The 15,030-nt window shown below is 74.2% G+C and carries 14 protein-coding genes; 5 read left to right on the forward strand and 9 right to left on the reverse strand.

Going from position 1 to position 15,030, the window contains the following annotated elements; translation table 11 throughout:
* Positions 1–86 precede the first annotated feature (86 nt).
* Complete coding sequence (locus ACFWJB_RS29500; RefSeq protein ID WP_386926046.1) at positions 87–1,274, reverse strand: MFS transporter; 1,188 nt, start codon at positions 1,272–1,274, stop codon at positions 87–89.
* 207 nt (positions 1,275–1,481) lie between these two features.
* On the opposite strand from ACFWJB_RS29500, the gene ACFWJB_RS29505 reads away from it, so the two are divergent.
* From ACFWJB_RS29505 to ACFWJB_RS29520, 4 genes are read left to right on the forward strand one after another with little or no spacing between them, the layout of a single operon-like run.
* A complete protein-coding gene (locus ACFWJB_RS29505; RefSeq protein WP_386926094.1) occupies positions 1,482–2,213 on the forward strand; it encodes an AraC family transcriptional regulator in 732 nt (243 codons plus the stop codon).
* A gap of 31 nt (positions 2,214–2,244) precedes the next feature.
* Entirely contained in the window at positions 2,245–2,625 is a 381-nt protein-coding gene (locus ACFWJB_RS29510; protein WP_385458471.1) for a DoxX family protein, read from the forward strand.
* Positions 2,622–3,089, forward strand: a complete 468-nt coding sequence (locus ACFWJB_RS29515) for a peroxiredoxin (protein WP_385458472.1) — start codon at positions 2,622–2,624, stop codon at positions 3,087–3,089. Before ACFWJB_RS29510 ends, ACFWJB_RS29515 begins: the two co-directional genes overlap by 4 nt.
* Positions 3,090–3,148: 59 nt before the next feature.
* Positions 3,149–5,476: a SpoIIE family protein phosphatase gene (locus ACFWJB_RS29520; protein ID WP_386926049.1), complete on the forward strand. Its 2,328-nt coding sequence runs from the start codon at positions 3,149–3,151 to the stop codon at positions 5,474–5,476.
* Positions 5,477–5,525: 49 nt separating this feature from the next.
* On the opposite strand, the gene ACFWJB_RS29525 is transcribed toward ACFWJB_RS29520, so the two are convergent.
* Positions 5,526–6,356 (reverse strand): aldo/keto reductase, encoded by an 831-nt coding sequence (locus ACFWJB_RS29525; protein ID WP_385458474.1) that lies wholly within the window; start codon positions 6,354–6,356, stop codon positions 5,526–5,528.
* A 201-nt stretch (positions 6,357–6,557) separates the two neighbouring features.
* Here ACFWJB_RS29525 and ACFWJB_RS29530 point away from each other — a divergent pair, with 201 nt between their 5' ends.
* Complete coding sequence (locus ACFWJB_RS29530; protein WP_386926051.1) at positions 6,558–7,535, forward strand: TauD/TfdA dioxygenase family protein; 978 nt, start codon at positions 6,558–6,560, stop codon at positions 7,533–7,535.
* 12 nt (positions 7,536–7,547) lie between these two features.
* Here ACFWJB_RS29530 and ACFWJB_RS29535 read toward each other — a convergent pair whose 3' ends face one another.
* The 7 genes from ACFWJB_RS29535 to ACFWJB_RS29565 all read right to left on the reverse strand — a co-directional run bounded on the left by ACFWJB_RS29535 (position 7,548) and on the right by ACFWJB_RS29565 (position 15,018).
* The gene (locus ACFWJB_RS29535) at positions 7,548–9,050 is read right to left on the reverse strand and encodes a metallophosphoesterase family protein (RefSeq protein WP_386926053.1); all 1,503 of its coding nucleotides are present in this window, start codon (positions 9,048–9,050) and stop codon (positions 7,548–7,550) included.
* A 171-nt stretch (positions 9,051–9,221) separates the two neighbouring features.
* Positions 9,222–9,977, reverse strand: coding sequence for a dienelactone hydrolase family protein (locus ACFWJB_RS29540; RefSeq protein WP_385458477.1), 756 nt, complete (start codon positions 9,975–9,977; stop codon positions 9,222–9,224).
* A gap of 123 nt (positions 9,978–10,100) precedes the next feature.
* Positions 10,101–10,721: an L-threonylcarbamoyladenylate synthase gene (locus ACFWJB_RS29545; protein WP_386926056.1), complete on the reverse strand. Its 621-nt coding sequence runs from the start codon at positions 10,719–10,721 to the stop codon at positions 10,101–10,103.
* Positions 10,722–10,831: 110 nt separating this feature from the next.
* Positions 10,832–11,542, reverse strand: coding sequence for a hypothetical protein (locus tag ACFWJB_RS29550; RefSeq protein ID WP_385458479.1), 711 nt, complete (start codon positions 11,540–11,542; stop codon positions 10,832–10,834).
* Positions 11,539–12,090, reverse strand: coding sequence for an RNA polymerase sigma factor (locus ACFWJB_RS29555; RefSeq protein WP_386926058.1), 552 nt, complete (start codon positions 12,088–12,090; stop codon positions 11,539–11,541). Before ACFWJB_RS29555 ends, ACFWJB_RS29550 begins: the two co-directional genes overlap by 4 nt.
* Before the next feature lie 34 nt (positions 12,091–12,124).
* Entirely contained in the window at positions 12,125–13,138 is a 1,014-nt protein-coding gene (locus ACFWJB_RS29560) for a serine/threonine-protein kinase (RefSeq protein WP_386926060.1), read from the reverse strand.
* Positions 13,135–15,018, reverse strand: a complete 1,884-nt coding sequence (locus tag ACFWJB_RS29565; protein WP_385458485.1) for an ABC transporter ATP-binding protein — start codon at positions 15,016–15,018, stop codon at positions 13,135–13,137. The genes ACFWJB_RS29560 and ACFWJB_RS29565 overlap by 4 nt, the downstream gene beginning before the upstream one ends.
* Positions 15,019–15,030: the final 12 nt, after the last annotated feature.

Below are 15,030 nucleotides of genomic sequence, written 5' to 3' on the forward strand. Positions count from 1 at the left end.
AGCGTCTGCGGCCCGACGCGGCGGCCGGGGGGCGTCGCCGGCACCCACGCCGACCGGACCGGCGACGGCCGGCACGGCGAGGTGGCTCAGCCCCTGAGGCCGCGGTCCGTCGCCGTGCGCACGACGGGCGTCGGCGGCACCGGTTCGTCCAGGCCGCGCAGCAGCAGGCCGCCCGCCGCGGGCAGCAGCACCAGCGGCAGCAGAGCCGCCCGCAGCGACGTGGCGTCGGCGAGCGCGCCGACCGCGGGAGCGGCGAGACCGCCGACGCTCACGGTCAGCCCCAGCGTGACCCCGCTCGCCGTGCCCACCCGCCGGGGCAGGAAGTCCTGGCCCAGCGTGATGTGCAGGGAGAACGGCACGTACAGGCCGGCCGAGGCCAGCGCGACGAACAGGTACACCGCGGGCCCGGGCACCAGGACGACCCCGGCGACGGCGACAACCGTCAGGACGTACGAGCGGCGCACCACCCTCAGCCGCCCGAACCGGTCGGCGAGCCGGCCCCCGGCCACCGTGCCCACCGCGCCGCCCAGGTAGAGCACGAACAGCGCGGCCGTCCCCGCTGCGGCGCCCCCGCCGGTGCGCTCGCGGACGTACAGCGACACGAACGTGCTCAGCCCGACGAAGACGACCGAACGGCAGACGACGGCACCCGTGAGACGCAGGAACGACGCCCAGTCGTCGGACCCCGCGGCCGTCACCGCGCGGACACCCCCGGCGCGCACCGCGCCGGCCGAGCGCGTCGCCGCCAAGCACAGGACCGCGCCGGCGACGGCCGGTACGGCGAGCAGGGGAGAGGCGTCGAGCCCGCCGCTGGCGACGACGGCCCAGACCAGCGGTGGGGCCAGCGCGAAACCGACGTTGCCCCCCAGGGAGAACCACCCCATCGCGGTGTTGCTGCCGCCTGCCGCCTCCCGTGCGGCGCGGGCCGCCTCCGGATGGTAGGCGGCGACGCCGACGCCCCCCAGGGCGACCGCGGCGAGGGTGAGCGCGTAGGAGTCCGTGACGCCGCCGAGGGCGACCCCGGCCCCGCCGGTCAGCGTGCTCAGCGGCAGCAGCCACGGCAGCGCCCACCGGTCGGTCAGCGCCCCGAACAGCGGCTGCACCAGCGACGACAGCAGCGAGGCGGCGAGTACGACGCCGGAGGCGGCGGCGTAGGTGTAGGCGCGCTCGGCGACGAAGTACGGGACCAGGGCGGCCACCGCACCCTGGTAGAGGTCGACGCAGGCGTGCCCGAGGGCCAGCAGCACGACGGGGCGGTTTCGGTTGAGGATCACCCGTCGATCGTCACGCCCGCCGGGCCTGGCCCACTTCCGATAATCTGCCGCATTGTGTCGAATACCCGCCGCCGGCCTCCCGGCACCCCGTCACCGCCGGCCGGGCAGCGCGCCCCGGGAGTCGCGGGCGACCGCGCCCCGGCGGCCCCGCGCCGTGACTCCGGCGCCGTCCGGCACGATCCGACCGCGCCCACCCGGGCCCAGCACCTGGCCGCCGGGCAGCGCATCGACGCGCACCGGCACGACGACCACCAGATCGTCTACGCGGGCTCCGGCGTCGTGGCCGTCACCACCGAGGCCGGCACCTGGTTCGCACCGGGCACCCGGGCCATCTGGATCCCGGCCGGCACCGTCCACGCCCACCGGGCCCACGGCCGGCTGGACCTGCACCTGGTCGGACTGCCCGCCGGGGACAATCCGCTCGGCTTGGACACCCCCGCCGTCCTCGCCGTCGGACCGCTGCTGCGCGAACTGATCCTCGCCTACACCCGCGACCCCGCCGACGCCGGACCCGAACGCCGCCGCCTCCTCGGCGTCCTGCGCGACCAACTGCGCGCGTCCCCCCAGCAGCCCCTGCGCCTGCCCGCCCCGGCCGACCCCCGGCTGGCCGCGGTCTGCGCGCTCGTCCACGCCGACCCCGCCGACACCCGTACCCTCGCCGCGCTCGCAGCCGCCACCGGGACCGGTGAACGCACCCTCAGCCGCCTCTTCCGCAGCGAGTTCGGCATGACGTTTCCGCAGTGGCGCACCCAGTCGCGCCTCTACCACGCCCTGCGGATGCTCGCCGACGACCTGCCCGTGACCACGGTCGCCCACCGCTGCGGCTACTCCTCGGCCAGCGCGTTCATCGACGTCTTCCGCCGCTCGTTCGGCTGCACCCCGGGCAAGCGCGACCGCCGCGACCGGACCGGCGGCACCGGCGTCGAGACGGTCCGTTAATATCGCGCGGCAGGCCCCCAGAGGAGGAACCGTGTCCCGGTCCGAACGCTCACCCCTGCTGCTCGCCGGCCTGCTGGCCACCGCGGGTGTCGCCCACTTCGCCCAGCCCCGCCCCTTCGACGCGACGGTGCCGCGCAGCCTGCCGGGCACCCCCCGGGCCTGGACGTACGCCAGCGGTGTGGCCGAACTGGCCCTGGCCGCCGGCCTCGCGGCCCCCCGCACCCGGAAGGCCGCCGCGCTGGCCACCGCCGCCTTCTTCGTCGGCGTCTTCCCCGCCAACGTGAAGATGGCCGTCGACTGGCGGCACCGCCCCGCCCCGCAGAAGGCCGCGGCCTACGGCCGGCTGCCGGTCCAACTGCCGCTCGTGCTCTGGGCCCGCAGCGTCGCCAAGGACTGCGAGGGCCGGTCATGAGCCGCATCCCCGCCGTCGGCGACACCGCCGAGGACTTCACGCTGCCGGACGAGACCGGCACTCCGCGCCGCCTGTCCGAACTGCTCGCCGACGGGCCGGTCGTGCTGTTCTTCTACCCGGCGGCCCTGACCCCCGGCTGCACCGCGGAGGCCTGCCACTTCCGCGACCTCGCCGCCGAGTTCGCGGCGGCCGGCGCCCGGCCGGTGGGCATCAGCGGCGACCCCGTCGAACGCCAGCAGGAGTTCGCCGGGCGCCACACCCTCGGCATGACGCTGCTGTCCGACGCCGACGGCGCGGTCCGCGAGCGCTTCGGCGTGAAACGGGGACTGAGCCTCGCGCCCACCAAGCGGGTCACCTTCGTCATCGGGCCGGACCGCACCGTGCTGGAGGTCGTCCGCAGCGAATTGCGTATGAACACGCATGCCGACCGCGCCCTCGCCGCGCTGCGCGCTCACCGCGGGTAACAGGCCCCTCCACCCGTCCGCGGTTGAAACCCTTTCGTATGGGGTCAATCCTGGACGCTATGGATGTCTCCGCCGTGGCGGCCCTGGACGCCGACGGCACACTGACGGGGTGGAGCGAGGGCGCCCGGCGACTGACCGGCTACCCGGCCGCGGAGGTCGTGGGGCGGCCCGCGCGGGACCTGCTGGTCCACGCGGCGCCGCCCGGGGCCGTGGCCGCACTGTCCGGCGTGGCCCTGATCCGCCACCGGGACGGCTCCACCCTGGCGCTGTCGCTGCGCGGATGCCCGCTGCTGGGCGCGGACGGCACGCCGGCCGGGTACACGGTGACGGCGGCCCCGGAGAACGGGCCGACGCCGGTGCTGGCCGGGGAGACCTTCCAGCAGGCGTCCCTGTCCATGTCCGTCCACGACACCCGGCAGCGGTACCTGCGGATCAACGACACCGCGCGGCGCATGCTGGGGATGCCCGAGGACGACCTGATCGGACGGCCGCTGCCGGAGGTCATGGCGGAGATCGACGCCGACGCGACCGGGTTCCTGAGCCATCTGCGCCAGGTCACCCGGACCGGCCGGCCCCAGCGCTACGAGACGTACACGCCCGCCTCCTGCAGGCTCGGCGAGTTCGCCTGGACCATCGAGATGTGGCCGGTCCGCGACCTGTCCGGCGAGGTGGCCGCCGTGGCCGTGGCGGGGTTCGAGAGCACGGAGCAGCACCGGGCCCAGGAACGGCTGGCCCTGCTGAACGAGGCCGCGGCCGCGATCGGCACGAGCCTGGACGTGGTGCGCACCGCCGAGGAACTGGTCGGCGTCCTCGTGCCGCGGTTCGCCGACTTCGCCAGCGTGGACCTGCTCGACTGGGTCCTCGGCACCGACGAACCGCTCGCGGTGCCGGCCGAGGACATCGTGCTGCGCCGGATCGCCCACCGACCCGCCGCCGAAGGGTTTCCACGGATCTCCGTGCGCCTGGGCGACACCGACGTGTACCCGCCCTACTCCGCACCCGCGCGGGCGCTACGGGAGGGGCAACCGGTCCTCACCGGTCCGGGCGATCCGGACTTCGACCGGTGGATGCGGGTGCGCAACGAGCTGGCCCCCGCCAACCGGGCCTTCCGCGACCGCGTCAGCTCCACGATCGCGGTTCCCCTGCGGGCGCGCGGAACCACCATGGGCATCGCGACGGCGATGCGCATCGCACCCCGCAGACCGTTCGCCGCCGACGACGTCGTCCTCGCCGAGGAACTGGCCAGCCGGGCCGCCGTCTGCATCGACAACGCCCGCCGCTTCGCCCGCGAGCGCTCCACCGCGCTCGCCCTCCAGCACAGCCTCCTGCCCAGGGGCCTGCCCGGTCAGTCGGCCGTCGAGGTGGCCCACCGCTACCTGCCGTCCGGCTCGGCGGCCGGCATCGGCGGCGACTGGTTCGACGTGATCCCCCTGTCCGGCAGCCGGGTCGCCCTCGTCGTGGGCGACGTCGTCGGCCACGGCATCCCCTCGACGGCGACCATGGGCCGGCTGTGCACCGCCGTCCGCACCCTCGCCGACGTCGACCTGTCCCCCGACGAGCTCCTCACCCACCTCGACGACCTCGTCGGCCACCTCGCGGCCGACGACTACGGCGACGAGGTCGCCGAACTGGGCGCCACCTGCCTCTACGCCGTCTACGACCCCGTCTCCCGCCGCCTCACCCTGGCCACCGCAGGCCACCCCGCGCCGGCCCTCGTCCTTCCCGACGGCACCACCCGCATCGTCCCCGTGAGCGCCGGGCCGCCGCTCGGTGTCGGCGGACTGCCGTTCGAGGCGACCGAGGTGGTCCTGCCCGAGGGCTCCGTCGTCGCCCTGTACACCGACGGTCTCCTCGAGGACCGCGACCACGACACCACGGAGCTGTGCCGCGCGCTGACCGCGCCGGCCGACTCGCTGGAGGCGCTGTGCGACGGCGTCATCAGGGCCGTGCGGCCGGAGGAACCCGGCGACGACGTGGCGCTGCTGCTGGCCCGGACGCGGGCGCTCGGCAGCGACCAGGTCGCCACCTGGGACGTCCAGCCGGACCCCGCGAACGTGGCCGCGATCCGGCAGGCCGCCACCGAGCGGCTGGCGGCCTGGGGCCTGGACGAGATCGCGTTCATCACCGAACTGGTCGTCAGCGAGCTGGTCACCAACGCGATCCGGTACGGCGCGCCGCCCGTCCAACTGCGACTCATCCGCGACAGTGCCCTGATCTGCGAGGTCTCCGACGGCAGCTCCACCTCGCCGCACCTGCGCCGGGCCCACGCCTTCGACGAGGGCGGCCGGGGACTGCTGCTGGTCGCCCAGCTCACCGAGCGGTGGGGCAGCCGCCAGACCGGCATCGGCAAGACCATCTGGGCCGAGCAGCCGCTGCCGCCGCGGTGACCGCGGCTCCATCCCGGCCTCACGCGCCGGCCGGTGCCGGGTACCGCCGTCAGAACTCCTCGTGCACCTCCGGGTCCCCGCCGATCCGCCGGTGCGGACGGTCGGCGACGGCGCGCAACTGGGCGTCGTCCAGGGTGAAGCCGAACACGTCGAGGTTGGCGCGCTGCCGTCCGGGGTCCGCCGACTTCGGGATCGGCACCGCGCCGAGCTGGGTGTGCCAGCGCAGCACCGCCTGGGCCGGCGTCACCCCGTGCGCCCCGGCGACGGCGGCGACGGCCGGGTCGTCCAGCAGGTCGCTTCCGCGGCCCAGCGGGCTCCAGCTCTCGGTGCGGATGCCCTTGCGCTCGTGGAAGGCGCGCAGCTCGTCCTGCGGGAGGAGCGGGTGCAGCTCGATCTGGTTCACGGAGGGCAGGACACCCGTCTCCTTCTCCAGCCGCTCGATGTGCTCCGCCGTGAAGTTGGAGACGCCGATCGAGCGCACGAGACCGTCGTCGCGCAGCTTGATCATCGCCTTCCAGGAGTCGACGTACCGGTCCACCCGGGGCAGCGGCCAGTGGATCAGGTACAGGTCGACGTACTCCAGGCCCAGCCGGGCGCGGGACTCCTCGAACGAGGCGAGCGTCTCCTCGTAGCCGTGGTGCCGGCCGGGCAGCTTGGTCGTCACCACGATCTCCTCGCGGGGGACGCCGCTGCCGGCCACGCCCCGGCCGACGCCGGTCTCGTTGCGGTAGTTCGTGGCCGTGTCGATCAGGCGGTAGCCCGTCTCCAGGGCGTCGCGGACCGCCCGCTCGGCCTCGTCGTCCTTCATCGGCCAGGTTCCCAGGCCCAGGGCGGGGAGCGTGGTGCCGTCGTCGAGCGTGTGCGTCGGGATACTGATCACTGCCGGACCTTCCCTTGACTGTCGCGGCCGTGTGCCGCCCCTCCAGCGTCACGGACGGGGTGGGCAATGATCAACCGGACGGGCGCGACGCGAGCGGCCCGCGGTCTCCCTCGTGTGCGACGGCGCCCTGTCGCCACGTCCGCCGAAGCTGCCACGATCTCTGCCGGAGCCGCATCGGAACGACCGACCGACGGAGTGCGCATGACGAGTGACGGGCCCACAGCGGAATCCACGGCGACGCGGAACGCGGGGATCGAGGTGAGACCGGTCGCCGGGCACATCGGCGCCGAGGTCGGCGGCGTCGACCTGGCCGCCGGTCTCGACGAGGCGCAGGTCGCCGCGATCCGCGCGGCGGTGCTGCGCTGGAAGGTGGTGTTCTTCCGCGGCCAGCGCCTCGACCACGCCGGACACGTCGCGTTCGCGCGCCGCTTCGGCGATCCGGTCGTCCTGCCCCGGCGCGGCAGGGCGTCACCCCCTCGGCACCCGGAGGTCGAGACGACCGCCGACCGGCTGGAGCTGGGCGGACGGTTCGGGATGGAGCACGAGGAGTGGCTGCACCGCCGGCGCCACACGCTGCTGCGCGGCTGGCACTGCGACCACGGCGCCCGCGTCGACCCGCCCGCCGCCACGATCCTGCGCGCCGAGACGGTCCCGCCGTACGGTGGGGACACGACCTGGGCGAACCTGGCCGCCGCCTACGCCGGACTGTCCGGCCCGGTCCGCGCCTTCGTCGACGGCCTGCGGGCCGAGCACCGGCTCGGGGTCGGCTACCAGCCCCGGCCGGGCGACGACGCCTACGTCCGGCACCTGCTGGACCACGGGACCGCGACCGTGCACCCGCTGGTCCGGGTCCACCCCGAGACGGGGGAGCGGGTGCTGTTCGTCAACGGCTACTACGTCGAGCAGATCGCCGGACTCTCCCGCCCGGAGAGCGCGGCGATCCTGGAGATGCTGCTGCAGCAGGCGACCCGGCCCGAGTACACGGTCCGCTTCCGCTGGGAGCCGGGCAGTATCGCCTTCTGGGACAACCGGGCCACCATCCACCTCGCCCCCGGCGACAACGCCCACCTCGACCACCCCAGGATCATGCACCGCGTGATGCTGGCGGGTGAGGTGCCCGTCGGCGTGGACGGCGCCGCTTCGACGCCGCTCGCGGGCCCGGGACCGGGACGCTGGTGACCCGGGCGTCCGTCAGACGAGCGGGATCGTCACCTCGTCCTCGACCGGCGGGTCCACCTCCTGCGCCCGGTTGCCGGTGGCGGCGTAGCAGCGCAGCCGTACCGCGTCCGGGGCGACGTCCAGACGCAGGAAGCACTTGAAGAAGGGCGGGTCGTACGTCGCCGAGCCCGGCGAGAACAACTGCGTGTAGATCTTGCGCACGGGCAGCCGGAACCGCTTGCGGCGATCGGGGCGGCGCCCGGTGCCCAGCAGCCCGGCGATCAGCCGGGTGCGCCGGGTGACCCGTGCGGTGGGGCCCGGGGCGCGGGCCGGGCGGATGCCGAGGCGTTCGGCGATCACGGACGTCGCCTCGGCCTCCGTGAGCGTGAAGAAGCGCCGCAGCCGCAGCCGGCGCCCGTACAGCCCGCTGTAGAAGGCGAGGGAGTCACCGCGCAGCGGATAGCAGCGGAAGTCGTCCTCGGTGACACCGGCCACCGAGACGCGGGGGATGGTGTGGGTGGCGTGCATGAACGCACCGCCGCCGCCCGCGACCACGTACTGGACGGTGCGGCCGTCCACGTCGACCGGATAGCGCTGGTAGTTGTGGATGTCGCCGCCGATCGCCGCGACGTAGCGGTGGGCGGGGTCACGGACGATGTCGTCCACGGTGCCGCCGCCCTCGATGGCGCATGGGTGGTGCTCGCCGTCCACGTACAGGGGCGAGCCGGTGACGAGTATCTTCGGGCGCGGCCCCCGGGACACCTCGCGCAGCCAGGCGCCCTGCTCGGCGTCGAGGGTGCCCAGCAGGCCGGTGTCGATGCCGACGATCCGCACCGGGCCGGCGTCGATCGCCCAGTACGGGCCGGGCTGGACGGCCTGCTGGGCGGGCGCGGAGCGCATCGCGCGGGCCTCGTCCAGGTGCCGGCCGTCGTCCGGGCGGGGCCGGTGCCACAGCCGGGTCCGCAGCCAGGCCCCGGTGAGGGGGCGCGGGGCGGGCTCGGGCGGCAGCGGCGGGGCGTCGTCGCAGAAGACCCGCATGAAACCGCCGAGGTCCTCGTACCAGTCGTGGTTGCCGGGTATCGCGTAGACCGGCGCGGGATAGTCCCGGTACGGGCGGAAGAACTTCGTGGCGTAGTCGTCGGCGCTGCCCACCGGGTAGATCACGTCGCTGGCGAGCACGGCGAACCGCGTGTCGCGGCCCTCCTTCAGCAGCCCCGGCACGACCGCGTACTGAGGGTCGTCGCCCTCCCCGGTGTCGCCGATGACCAGGAAGGAGAAGTGGTCCGGATCGTCGCGCCGGACGACCTTGTCGGCCGGTGCGCCGGCCGCCTCCCGCTGGGCGACCCAGCGGGCGCGGGTACGGCCCGTCGGGTCCCCGAACAGGGAGGCCAGCACGCCGTTGCGGGCCGCCCACAGCGTCTTCGGGCTCAGCCAGGACAGCTGCTCGGTGCGGGCCGGCATGAGGGCTCGGTAGGCACCGTGCTCGGCGGCGCCCCAGCCGGCGCCTTCGGCGGTATCACGTGAGGAGTCAGACACCGGGGAACGGTAACAACCGGCCGGACGGGGCGCGGAGCGGGGGAGCGGCGGCAACTTCCCGCCCCTTCCGCGTCCTTGACGGCCTTTCGGTTCCGCGGCCGCGGCGGCCGTGTCTTCCCCCGGTACCGTGTCACCGGCCCGGGCGGTGAGGGTTCCGGCGGCCGGCGCCGGTCACAGCGTCCGCTTCAGCAGAGCGAGCAGCTCTTCCCAGTGCCGCTCGGTCGCCTTCGCGTCGTACGCGGCGGTGTCGGCCTGCGTGTAGCCGTGGTGCGCCCCCGCGTAGACCTCGCAGCGGTGGCGGACGCCCGCTTCGGTCAGGGCCGCCTCCAGGCGTGCCTGCTGCTCGGCGGGCATGCCCGGGTCCCGGTCGGCGTGGGCGAAGTACAGCTCGGCGGTGACGTCCCCGGCCACCAGGTGCGGGCTCTGCGGCCCCTCGGTCGCCAGGTTCCCGCCGTGGAAGCCGGCCGCGGCGGCCACCCGGTCCGGGTGGGCGCCCGCGGTACGCAGGGCGAGCGCGGCGCCCATGCAGTAGCCGGTCACCCCAACGGGGCCGTCGGCGGCCGCCGCGGAGTCCGCGAGCCACCGCAGGTATGCACCTGCGTCCCGCACCGCCCGGTCCGGCGTCAGCGACCGCATGACCGGGCCGAGGCGCTGGAAGATCTCCGGACGCGCACCCGGGTCGATGAAGTCGGGGAGCTCGACGACCGGCGCCCGCCCGTGCCGGTAGAACACGTTCGGCACCAGCACGGTGTAGCCCGCGCCGGCCAGCCGGTCGGCCATCTCCCTCAGCCGCGGCCGCAGCCCGAAGGCGTCCATGTAGAAGAGGACCGCGGGATACGCGCGCCCGTCGCCGGGACGGGCGAGGTACGCGTCGGCGGTTCCGTCGTCGGTGGGGATGTCGACGACGTCGCCCTCTACGGGGGTCATGGCGGGCTGCCTCTCGGTCGGGTACCTGCGTGCGGTCCGTCGGGCGGCCGGCGGACCACGGTCATCGTGGCACGCGGCCCCCACGGGGCGCGGGGCGCACCCGTGGGGGCGGTGGCCGGCCCGCTACTCGAACCGCGTCGTGTCGCCGGCGCCCCGTCGCACGATCTCCGCCTCCCCGCCGGAGAAGTCGACCACCGTGGTCGGTTCGGTGCCGCACTCCCCGGAGTCGATCACCGCGTCCACCACGTGGTCGAGCCGGTCCTTGATCTCCCAGCCCTGCGTCAGCGGCTCCTCCTCGTCGGGCAGCAGCAGGGTGCTGGACAGCAGTGGTTCGCCGAGCTCGGCCAGCAGCGCCTGGGTGACGACGTGGTCGGGGATGCGCACGCCGACGGTCTTCTTCTTCGGATGCTGGAGCATGCGCGGCACCTCCCTCGTCGCGGGCAGGATGAAGGTGTAGCTGCCCGGGGTCGACGCCTTGATCGCCCGGAACACGTCGTTGTCGACCTGCACGAATTGGCCGAGCTGCGCGAAGTCCTGGCACACCAGGGTGAAGTGGTGCCGGTTGTCCAGGTGCCGGATCGAGCGGATGCGCTCGGTGCCGTCGCGGCTGCCCAGCCGGCAGCCCAGCGCGTAACAGGAGTCCGTCGGGTACGCGATCAGCGCGCCCGCGCGGACGCTGTCGGCGACCTGGGCGATGCTGCGCGGCTGGGGGTTGTCGGGGTGCACGTCGAAGTACTTCGCCATTCACCGAGCTTATGCCGAGCCGGCACCCGGGGCGGAGCGGACCCGGTCGACACCACGGCGACGCGCGGGCTCGGCGTACGCCGGTCGCGGCCCCGCCCTGACCGGGTGGCTCAGCCGGACGGGTGGAGGGTGGCGCTGGCCACGACCGAGTTGTCGGCCGCGAGCAGGTGCACCTGGGTGACGGGTGCCGACCCGGCGGGGTAGTGGGCGACCCATTGGGCGTAGCCGGCGGTCACGGAGAAGGTGCCGATGATGGCGGTGGAGCCGTCCGCCCGTTCGATCTGGCAGGTCAGGGTGCCGTGGAAGGCCGCTCGGGCGTGTGCGGGCAGGTCGTCGGCGTCCACCGACATGTACACCCAGTGCGGCGGCCCCGTGTAGGCGAAGACGCGTCCGACGTCCTGGCGGTGGGAGGTGAGGTCGGCGCTGAGCACCCGGTCGGGCCGGGCCGGGCCCGCGGTGGTCGGGGAGGACGCGGAGGTGACGCCGATCGCCCATCCGCCCAGGCCCAGCGCCGCGGCCGCCACACCCGACGCGAGGCCGAGGGCGAACCGCCGGCGCAGTGTCCGGCGGCGGCGCTGGGGCGAGAGCCCGAGGCGCTGGAGCACGCGGGTCTCGAACCCCGCGGGCGGTTCGCGTCCGGGGATCAGGTGGTGCAGTCCGTCGGCCGTGCGCGCCAGCTCCCGGACGCTCTCCAGACAGGAAGGACAGCGCTGCAGGTGGGCCAGGGCCGCGGCGCGTTCCCGGGCGGGCAGTACTCCCAGTGCCACCTCGGCGGCGACCTCCCGCAGCCGGGGGCACACGAATGTGTCGTCGCCGGTCATGATCTCGTGTCCTGCCTGTGTGTCAGGGCGTCGCGCAGCTTGGCCAGCGCCGTCCTGATCCGGGTCTTGGCGGTGCCGAGGGGGACCTGCTCCAGTTCCGCCACCTGCCGCGCGGTCATCCCGTAGACGCCGGCCATGACGATGGCGCGGGCCTGGCCCGGCGGCAGCTCCGCGATCGCCCGCCGCAGCTCGGCCGACTCCTCGTCGGCCACCGCATGCCGTTCGGGGGTGTCGGTGATCGCGTCCATCAGCGGTGCCATCCGGGTGGGGTCCACGGGGACGGCCCTGCGGGAACGCAGGGCGTCGATGGCCAGGTTGTGTGCGATGGCCGTCAGCCAGGTGCGGACCGAGCCGCGGCGCGAGTCGTAGACCTGGGCGTGGCGCCAGGCCTGTTCGAAGGTCTGCTGGGCCACGTCCTCCGCGATCTGGACGTCGCCGGTGACCGTCATGGCCACCCCGAAGACCTTGTGCTGGAACCGGCGGACGAACGCCACCGCGAACTCGGGGTCGCCGGTCGTCAGCCCCGCCAGCAGCGCGTCGTCGGGCATCCGCTCCAGAGAAAGCCCCAAAGGGTGCATATCTTCAATACGTAGCATCCTCGTCGAGGGATTGTCCGAGCCCCGGCTCGGGCGGCGCCGGTTCCACGTCCTTGCGGTGGCAGGGCAGCAGCGCGTCGAACGCCGCGGCGAGGGAATCGATCCCGGGCCGGGCGGCGGGGTCCGGTTCCAGGCACGCGTCGATCGCCGTGGCGAGCGCCCGCGGCAGGCGGCGCCGGGCGCCCACGGGTGCGGCCCTGCCCTCCAGCTGCGGGTAGCGGTGCTGTCGGCCGCCGGTGTCGCCGGGGCCCGCGGACGCCGACGGCGCGCGGGAGCCACCGGACGGCTCCCCGTCCGTCGCCGTGGAGGTGACCTCGGGGAACGGGAGGTCGCCGGTGGCGGCCTCGTACAGGGTGATACCCACGCCCCACACGTCCGCGGCCGCGGACAGGTCGCCGCCGCGTGCCTGCTCCGGCGAGAGGTAGCAGCGGGTGCCGACGCCGGCGGGCGCGGGACCCGGCGGGCGGGCCACGCTGAGATCGAGGAGCTTGGCACGCCGGCAGTCGATGATCACGTTCGACGGCTTCACGTCCAGGTGCAGCAGGTCCCGGCCGTGCAGGTAGTGCAGTGCCGAGCACAGGTGCAGGCCCAGGAACGCCACGTCGGGGGCGGCGAGCCGGCGCCGCAGGCGCTCGATGAGGTGGGTGACGGTCTCGCCGGCCAGGGTTTCCAGGACGACGAGGGGCTCGGGTGCCTCGACGGTCTCGTACGCGCGGACCAGATGCGGGTGGCTGAAGGACTGCAGCCAGCGGCCCTCGCTCAGGAGCCGTTCGCGCAGGTGCGGTTCCTGCCGCCGGTCCGGCCGCAGCGTCTTCACCAGGCAGCGGCAGTCCCGCTCGTGGCTCCAGGCGTCGTACACGTCGAGCCAGCCGGTCCTGGTCAGGTGGGCCAGGACCTCGTAACCGGCCGCCGGTACCGCTCCCGGCGGCAGGGGCGGCGCCGGCCCGGTGGACCGGTGCCGGGGGACGGCTCGCGACGCGGGGAGGCCGGGCGGGCTCATGGGAAGGCCTCGAACGCCGAAGCCGAGGCAGCGGGGTCGGCAGCGGCGTGGAGCCGGTGCAGCCGGGCGTAGGCCTTTCCGCTCAGCAGCAGGTCGGGGTGCGTTCCCTGCTCGACGACCCGCCCGTGGTCCAGTACCACGATCCAGGTGGCGTCGCGGACCGTGAGCAGGTTGTGGGAGATGACGATCGTGGTGCGTCCGGCCATCAGCCGGCGCAATGGCTCCATGACCCGCCGGCCAGACTCGGCGTCCAGGCCGGTGGTCGGCTCGTCCAGGAGGAGCACGGGCGCGTCGCGGATCATGGCCCGGGCTATCGCCAGGCGCTGGCGCTGGCCTCCGGACAGCAGGTTGCCGCGCTGGCCCACGACGGTGTCGTAACCCTCCGGCAGGGCGGTGACGAAGTCGTGCGCGTCCGCCGCGCGGGCCGCCGCGACGACCTCCCGCTCACTCGCGTCCGGACGGCCGTAGAGGATGTTCTCGCGCACCGTGCCGTGCAGGACGAGCGTCTCCTGGAGCACCACGGCCACGTTGTCGCGGACGTCGGCGAGGCCCAGGGTCCTCAGATCCGCGCCGTCCAGCCGGACGGCGCCGCAATCGGGGTCGTAGAAGCGCAGCAGTAGTTTGGCGACGGTGGACTTGCCCGCGCCACTGGGCCCGACCAGCGCCACGGTCTGCCCGGGCTCCACCCGCAACGACACGTCGCTCAGCGCGGCCCGGTCGGTCTCCGGATAGGTGAAGCCGACGCCGTCGAGCTCCACCTGCCCGCGAGCGCGCCCGAGCGGGACGGGGGTCGGGAGCTCGTTCACCTGAGGGCGCTGGTCGAGCAACTCGACGATGCGCTCCGCGGCAGCGGCGGCCGCGTAGAAGGTGCTGGTCAGATGGGACATGCCCCGGATCGGGCTGTAGAGCTTGCTCAGCAGGGCCAGGAAGACCAGCAGCTCACCCAGGGTGAGACGGCCGCGGGCCAGTTGCCAGGTGCCCAGGCCCATCACCAGCAGGGCCCCGCTCAGTTCGACCAGGTCGACCAGCGGTCCGAAGACGGCACGGATCCTGGTCGAGGTCATGGTGGCGCGGTACCGCCCGACGATCTCGCGCTGGAACCTGCCCTGCTCCCACTTCTGGCGGTTGTACGCCTGCACCAGGGCAATGTTGCCCAGCACCTCCTCGGCGACCGCGCTGACCGAACCGCTGCGCCGCCGGCGCTCCCGGGAGGCGGCCTTCACCAGGCGGGAGAAGTACCGGGCCGCGGAATAGAAGAGCGGCACGATGACGAGGGCGAACAGCGTCAGGTCCCAGCTCAGGTAGAAGAGCATGCCCAGGAAGATGCAGAGCCGCACCAGGTACCACAGTGCCTCGGCCACGCCCGAGAGCAGGAACGTCTCGACCGCGTCGACGTCGCCCGTGATCCGGGCCAGTACGTCGCCGAGCCGGCGCCGTTCGAAGAAGCCGAGCGAGAGACGCTGGACGTGGCGGAAGACGTCCGCCCGCAGCGCGAGGAGGAACCGTTCACCGACCCAGGTGGAGGTCACGTCGTCGGCGAACGACAGGATGCCGGAAGCGAGGCTGAGTCCGACGTAGGCCAGGGCGATCGGCAGGAAGGCGCTGAGGTCGCGCTGGACGAGCACCTCGTCCACCACCACCTTGAACAGCCAGATCTCGGCCGCGTCGATGGCGGGGCCCACGATGCAGAACGCCACGAGCGGCAGCAGCCACTTCCGTCCGCCGTGCGTGTACGGCCAGAACCGGCGGAAGATCTGTCGCACCGGCAGGGCCGGTGCGGCGGCGACTACCTGTTCGCTCTCCGGCTCGGCGACGGTGAGCAGCCGTCGCAGCCCCGAGAGCCGGGCGACGCCGCGAACGGCATGACGGCGGAGGTTCACGGAACCACGTCA

Origin of the sequence: Streptomyces sp. NPDC127100, assembly GCF_042724095.1 — a bacterium.
Taxonomy (GTDB): Bacteria; Actinomycetota; Actinomycetes; order Streptomycetales; family Streptomycetaceae; genus Streptomyces.

Excerpts from the sequence above, each read along its gene's own strand:
- ACFWJB_RS29515 (WP_385458472.1), top strand. The coding sequence starts at position 2,622 with ATGAGCCGCATCCCCGCCGTCGGCGACACCGCCGAGGACTTCACGCTG.
- ACFWJB_RS29520 (WP_386926049.1), top strand. The coding sequence starts at position 3,149 with ATGGATGTCTCCGCCGTGGCGGCCCTGGACGCCGACGGCACACTGACG.
- ACFWJB_RS29530 (WP_386926051.1), top strand. The coding sequence starts at position 6,558 with ATGACGAGTGACGGGCCCACAGCGGAATCCACGGCGACGCGGAACGCG.
- ACFWJB_RS29540 (WP_385458477.1), bottom strand. The coding sequence starts at position 9,977 with ATGACCCCCGTAGAGGGCGACGTCGTCGACATCCCCACCGACGACGGA.
- ACFWJB_RS29545 (WP_386926056.1), bottom strand. The coding sequence starts at position 10,721 with ATGGCGAAGTACTTCGACGTGCACCCCGACAACCCCCAGCCGCGCAGC.
- ACFWJB_RS29550 (WP_385458479.1), bottom strand. The coding sequence starts at position 11,542 with ATGACCGGCGACGACACATTCGTGTGCCCCCGGCTGCGGGAGGTCGCC.
- ACFWJB_RS29555 (WP_386926058.1), bottom strand. The coding sequence starts at position 12,090 with ATGCCCGACGACGCGCTGCTGGCGGGGCTGACGACCGGCGACCCCGAG.
- ACFWJB_RS29560 (WP_386926060.1), bottom strand. The coding sequence starts at position 13,138 with ATGAGCCCGCCCGGCCTCCCCGCGTCGCGAGCCGTCCCCCGGCACCGG.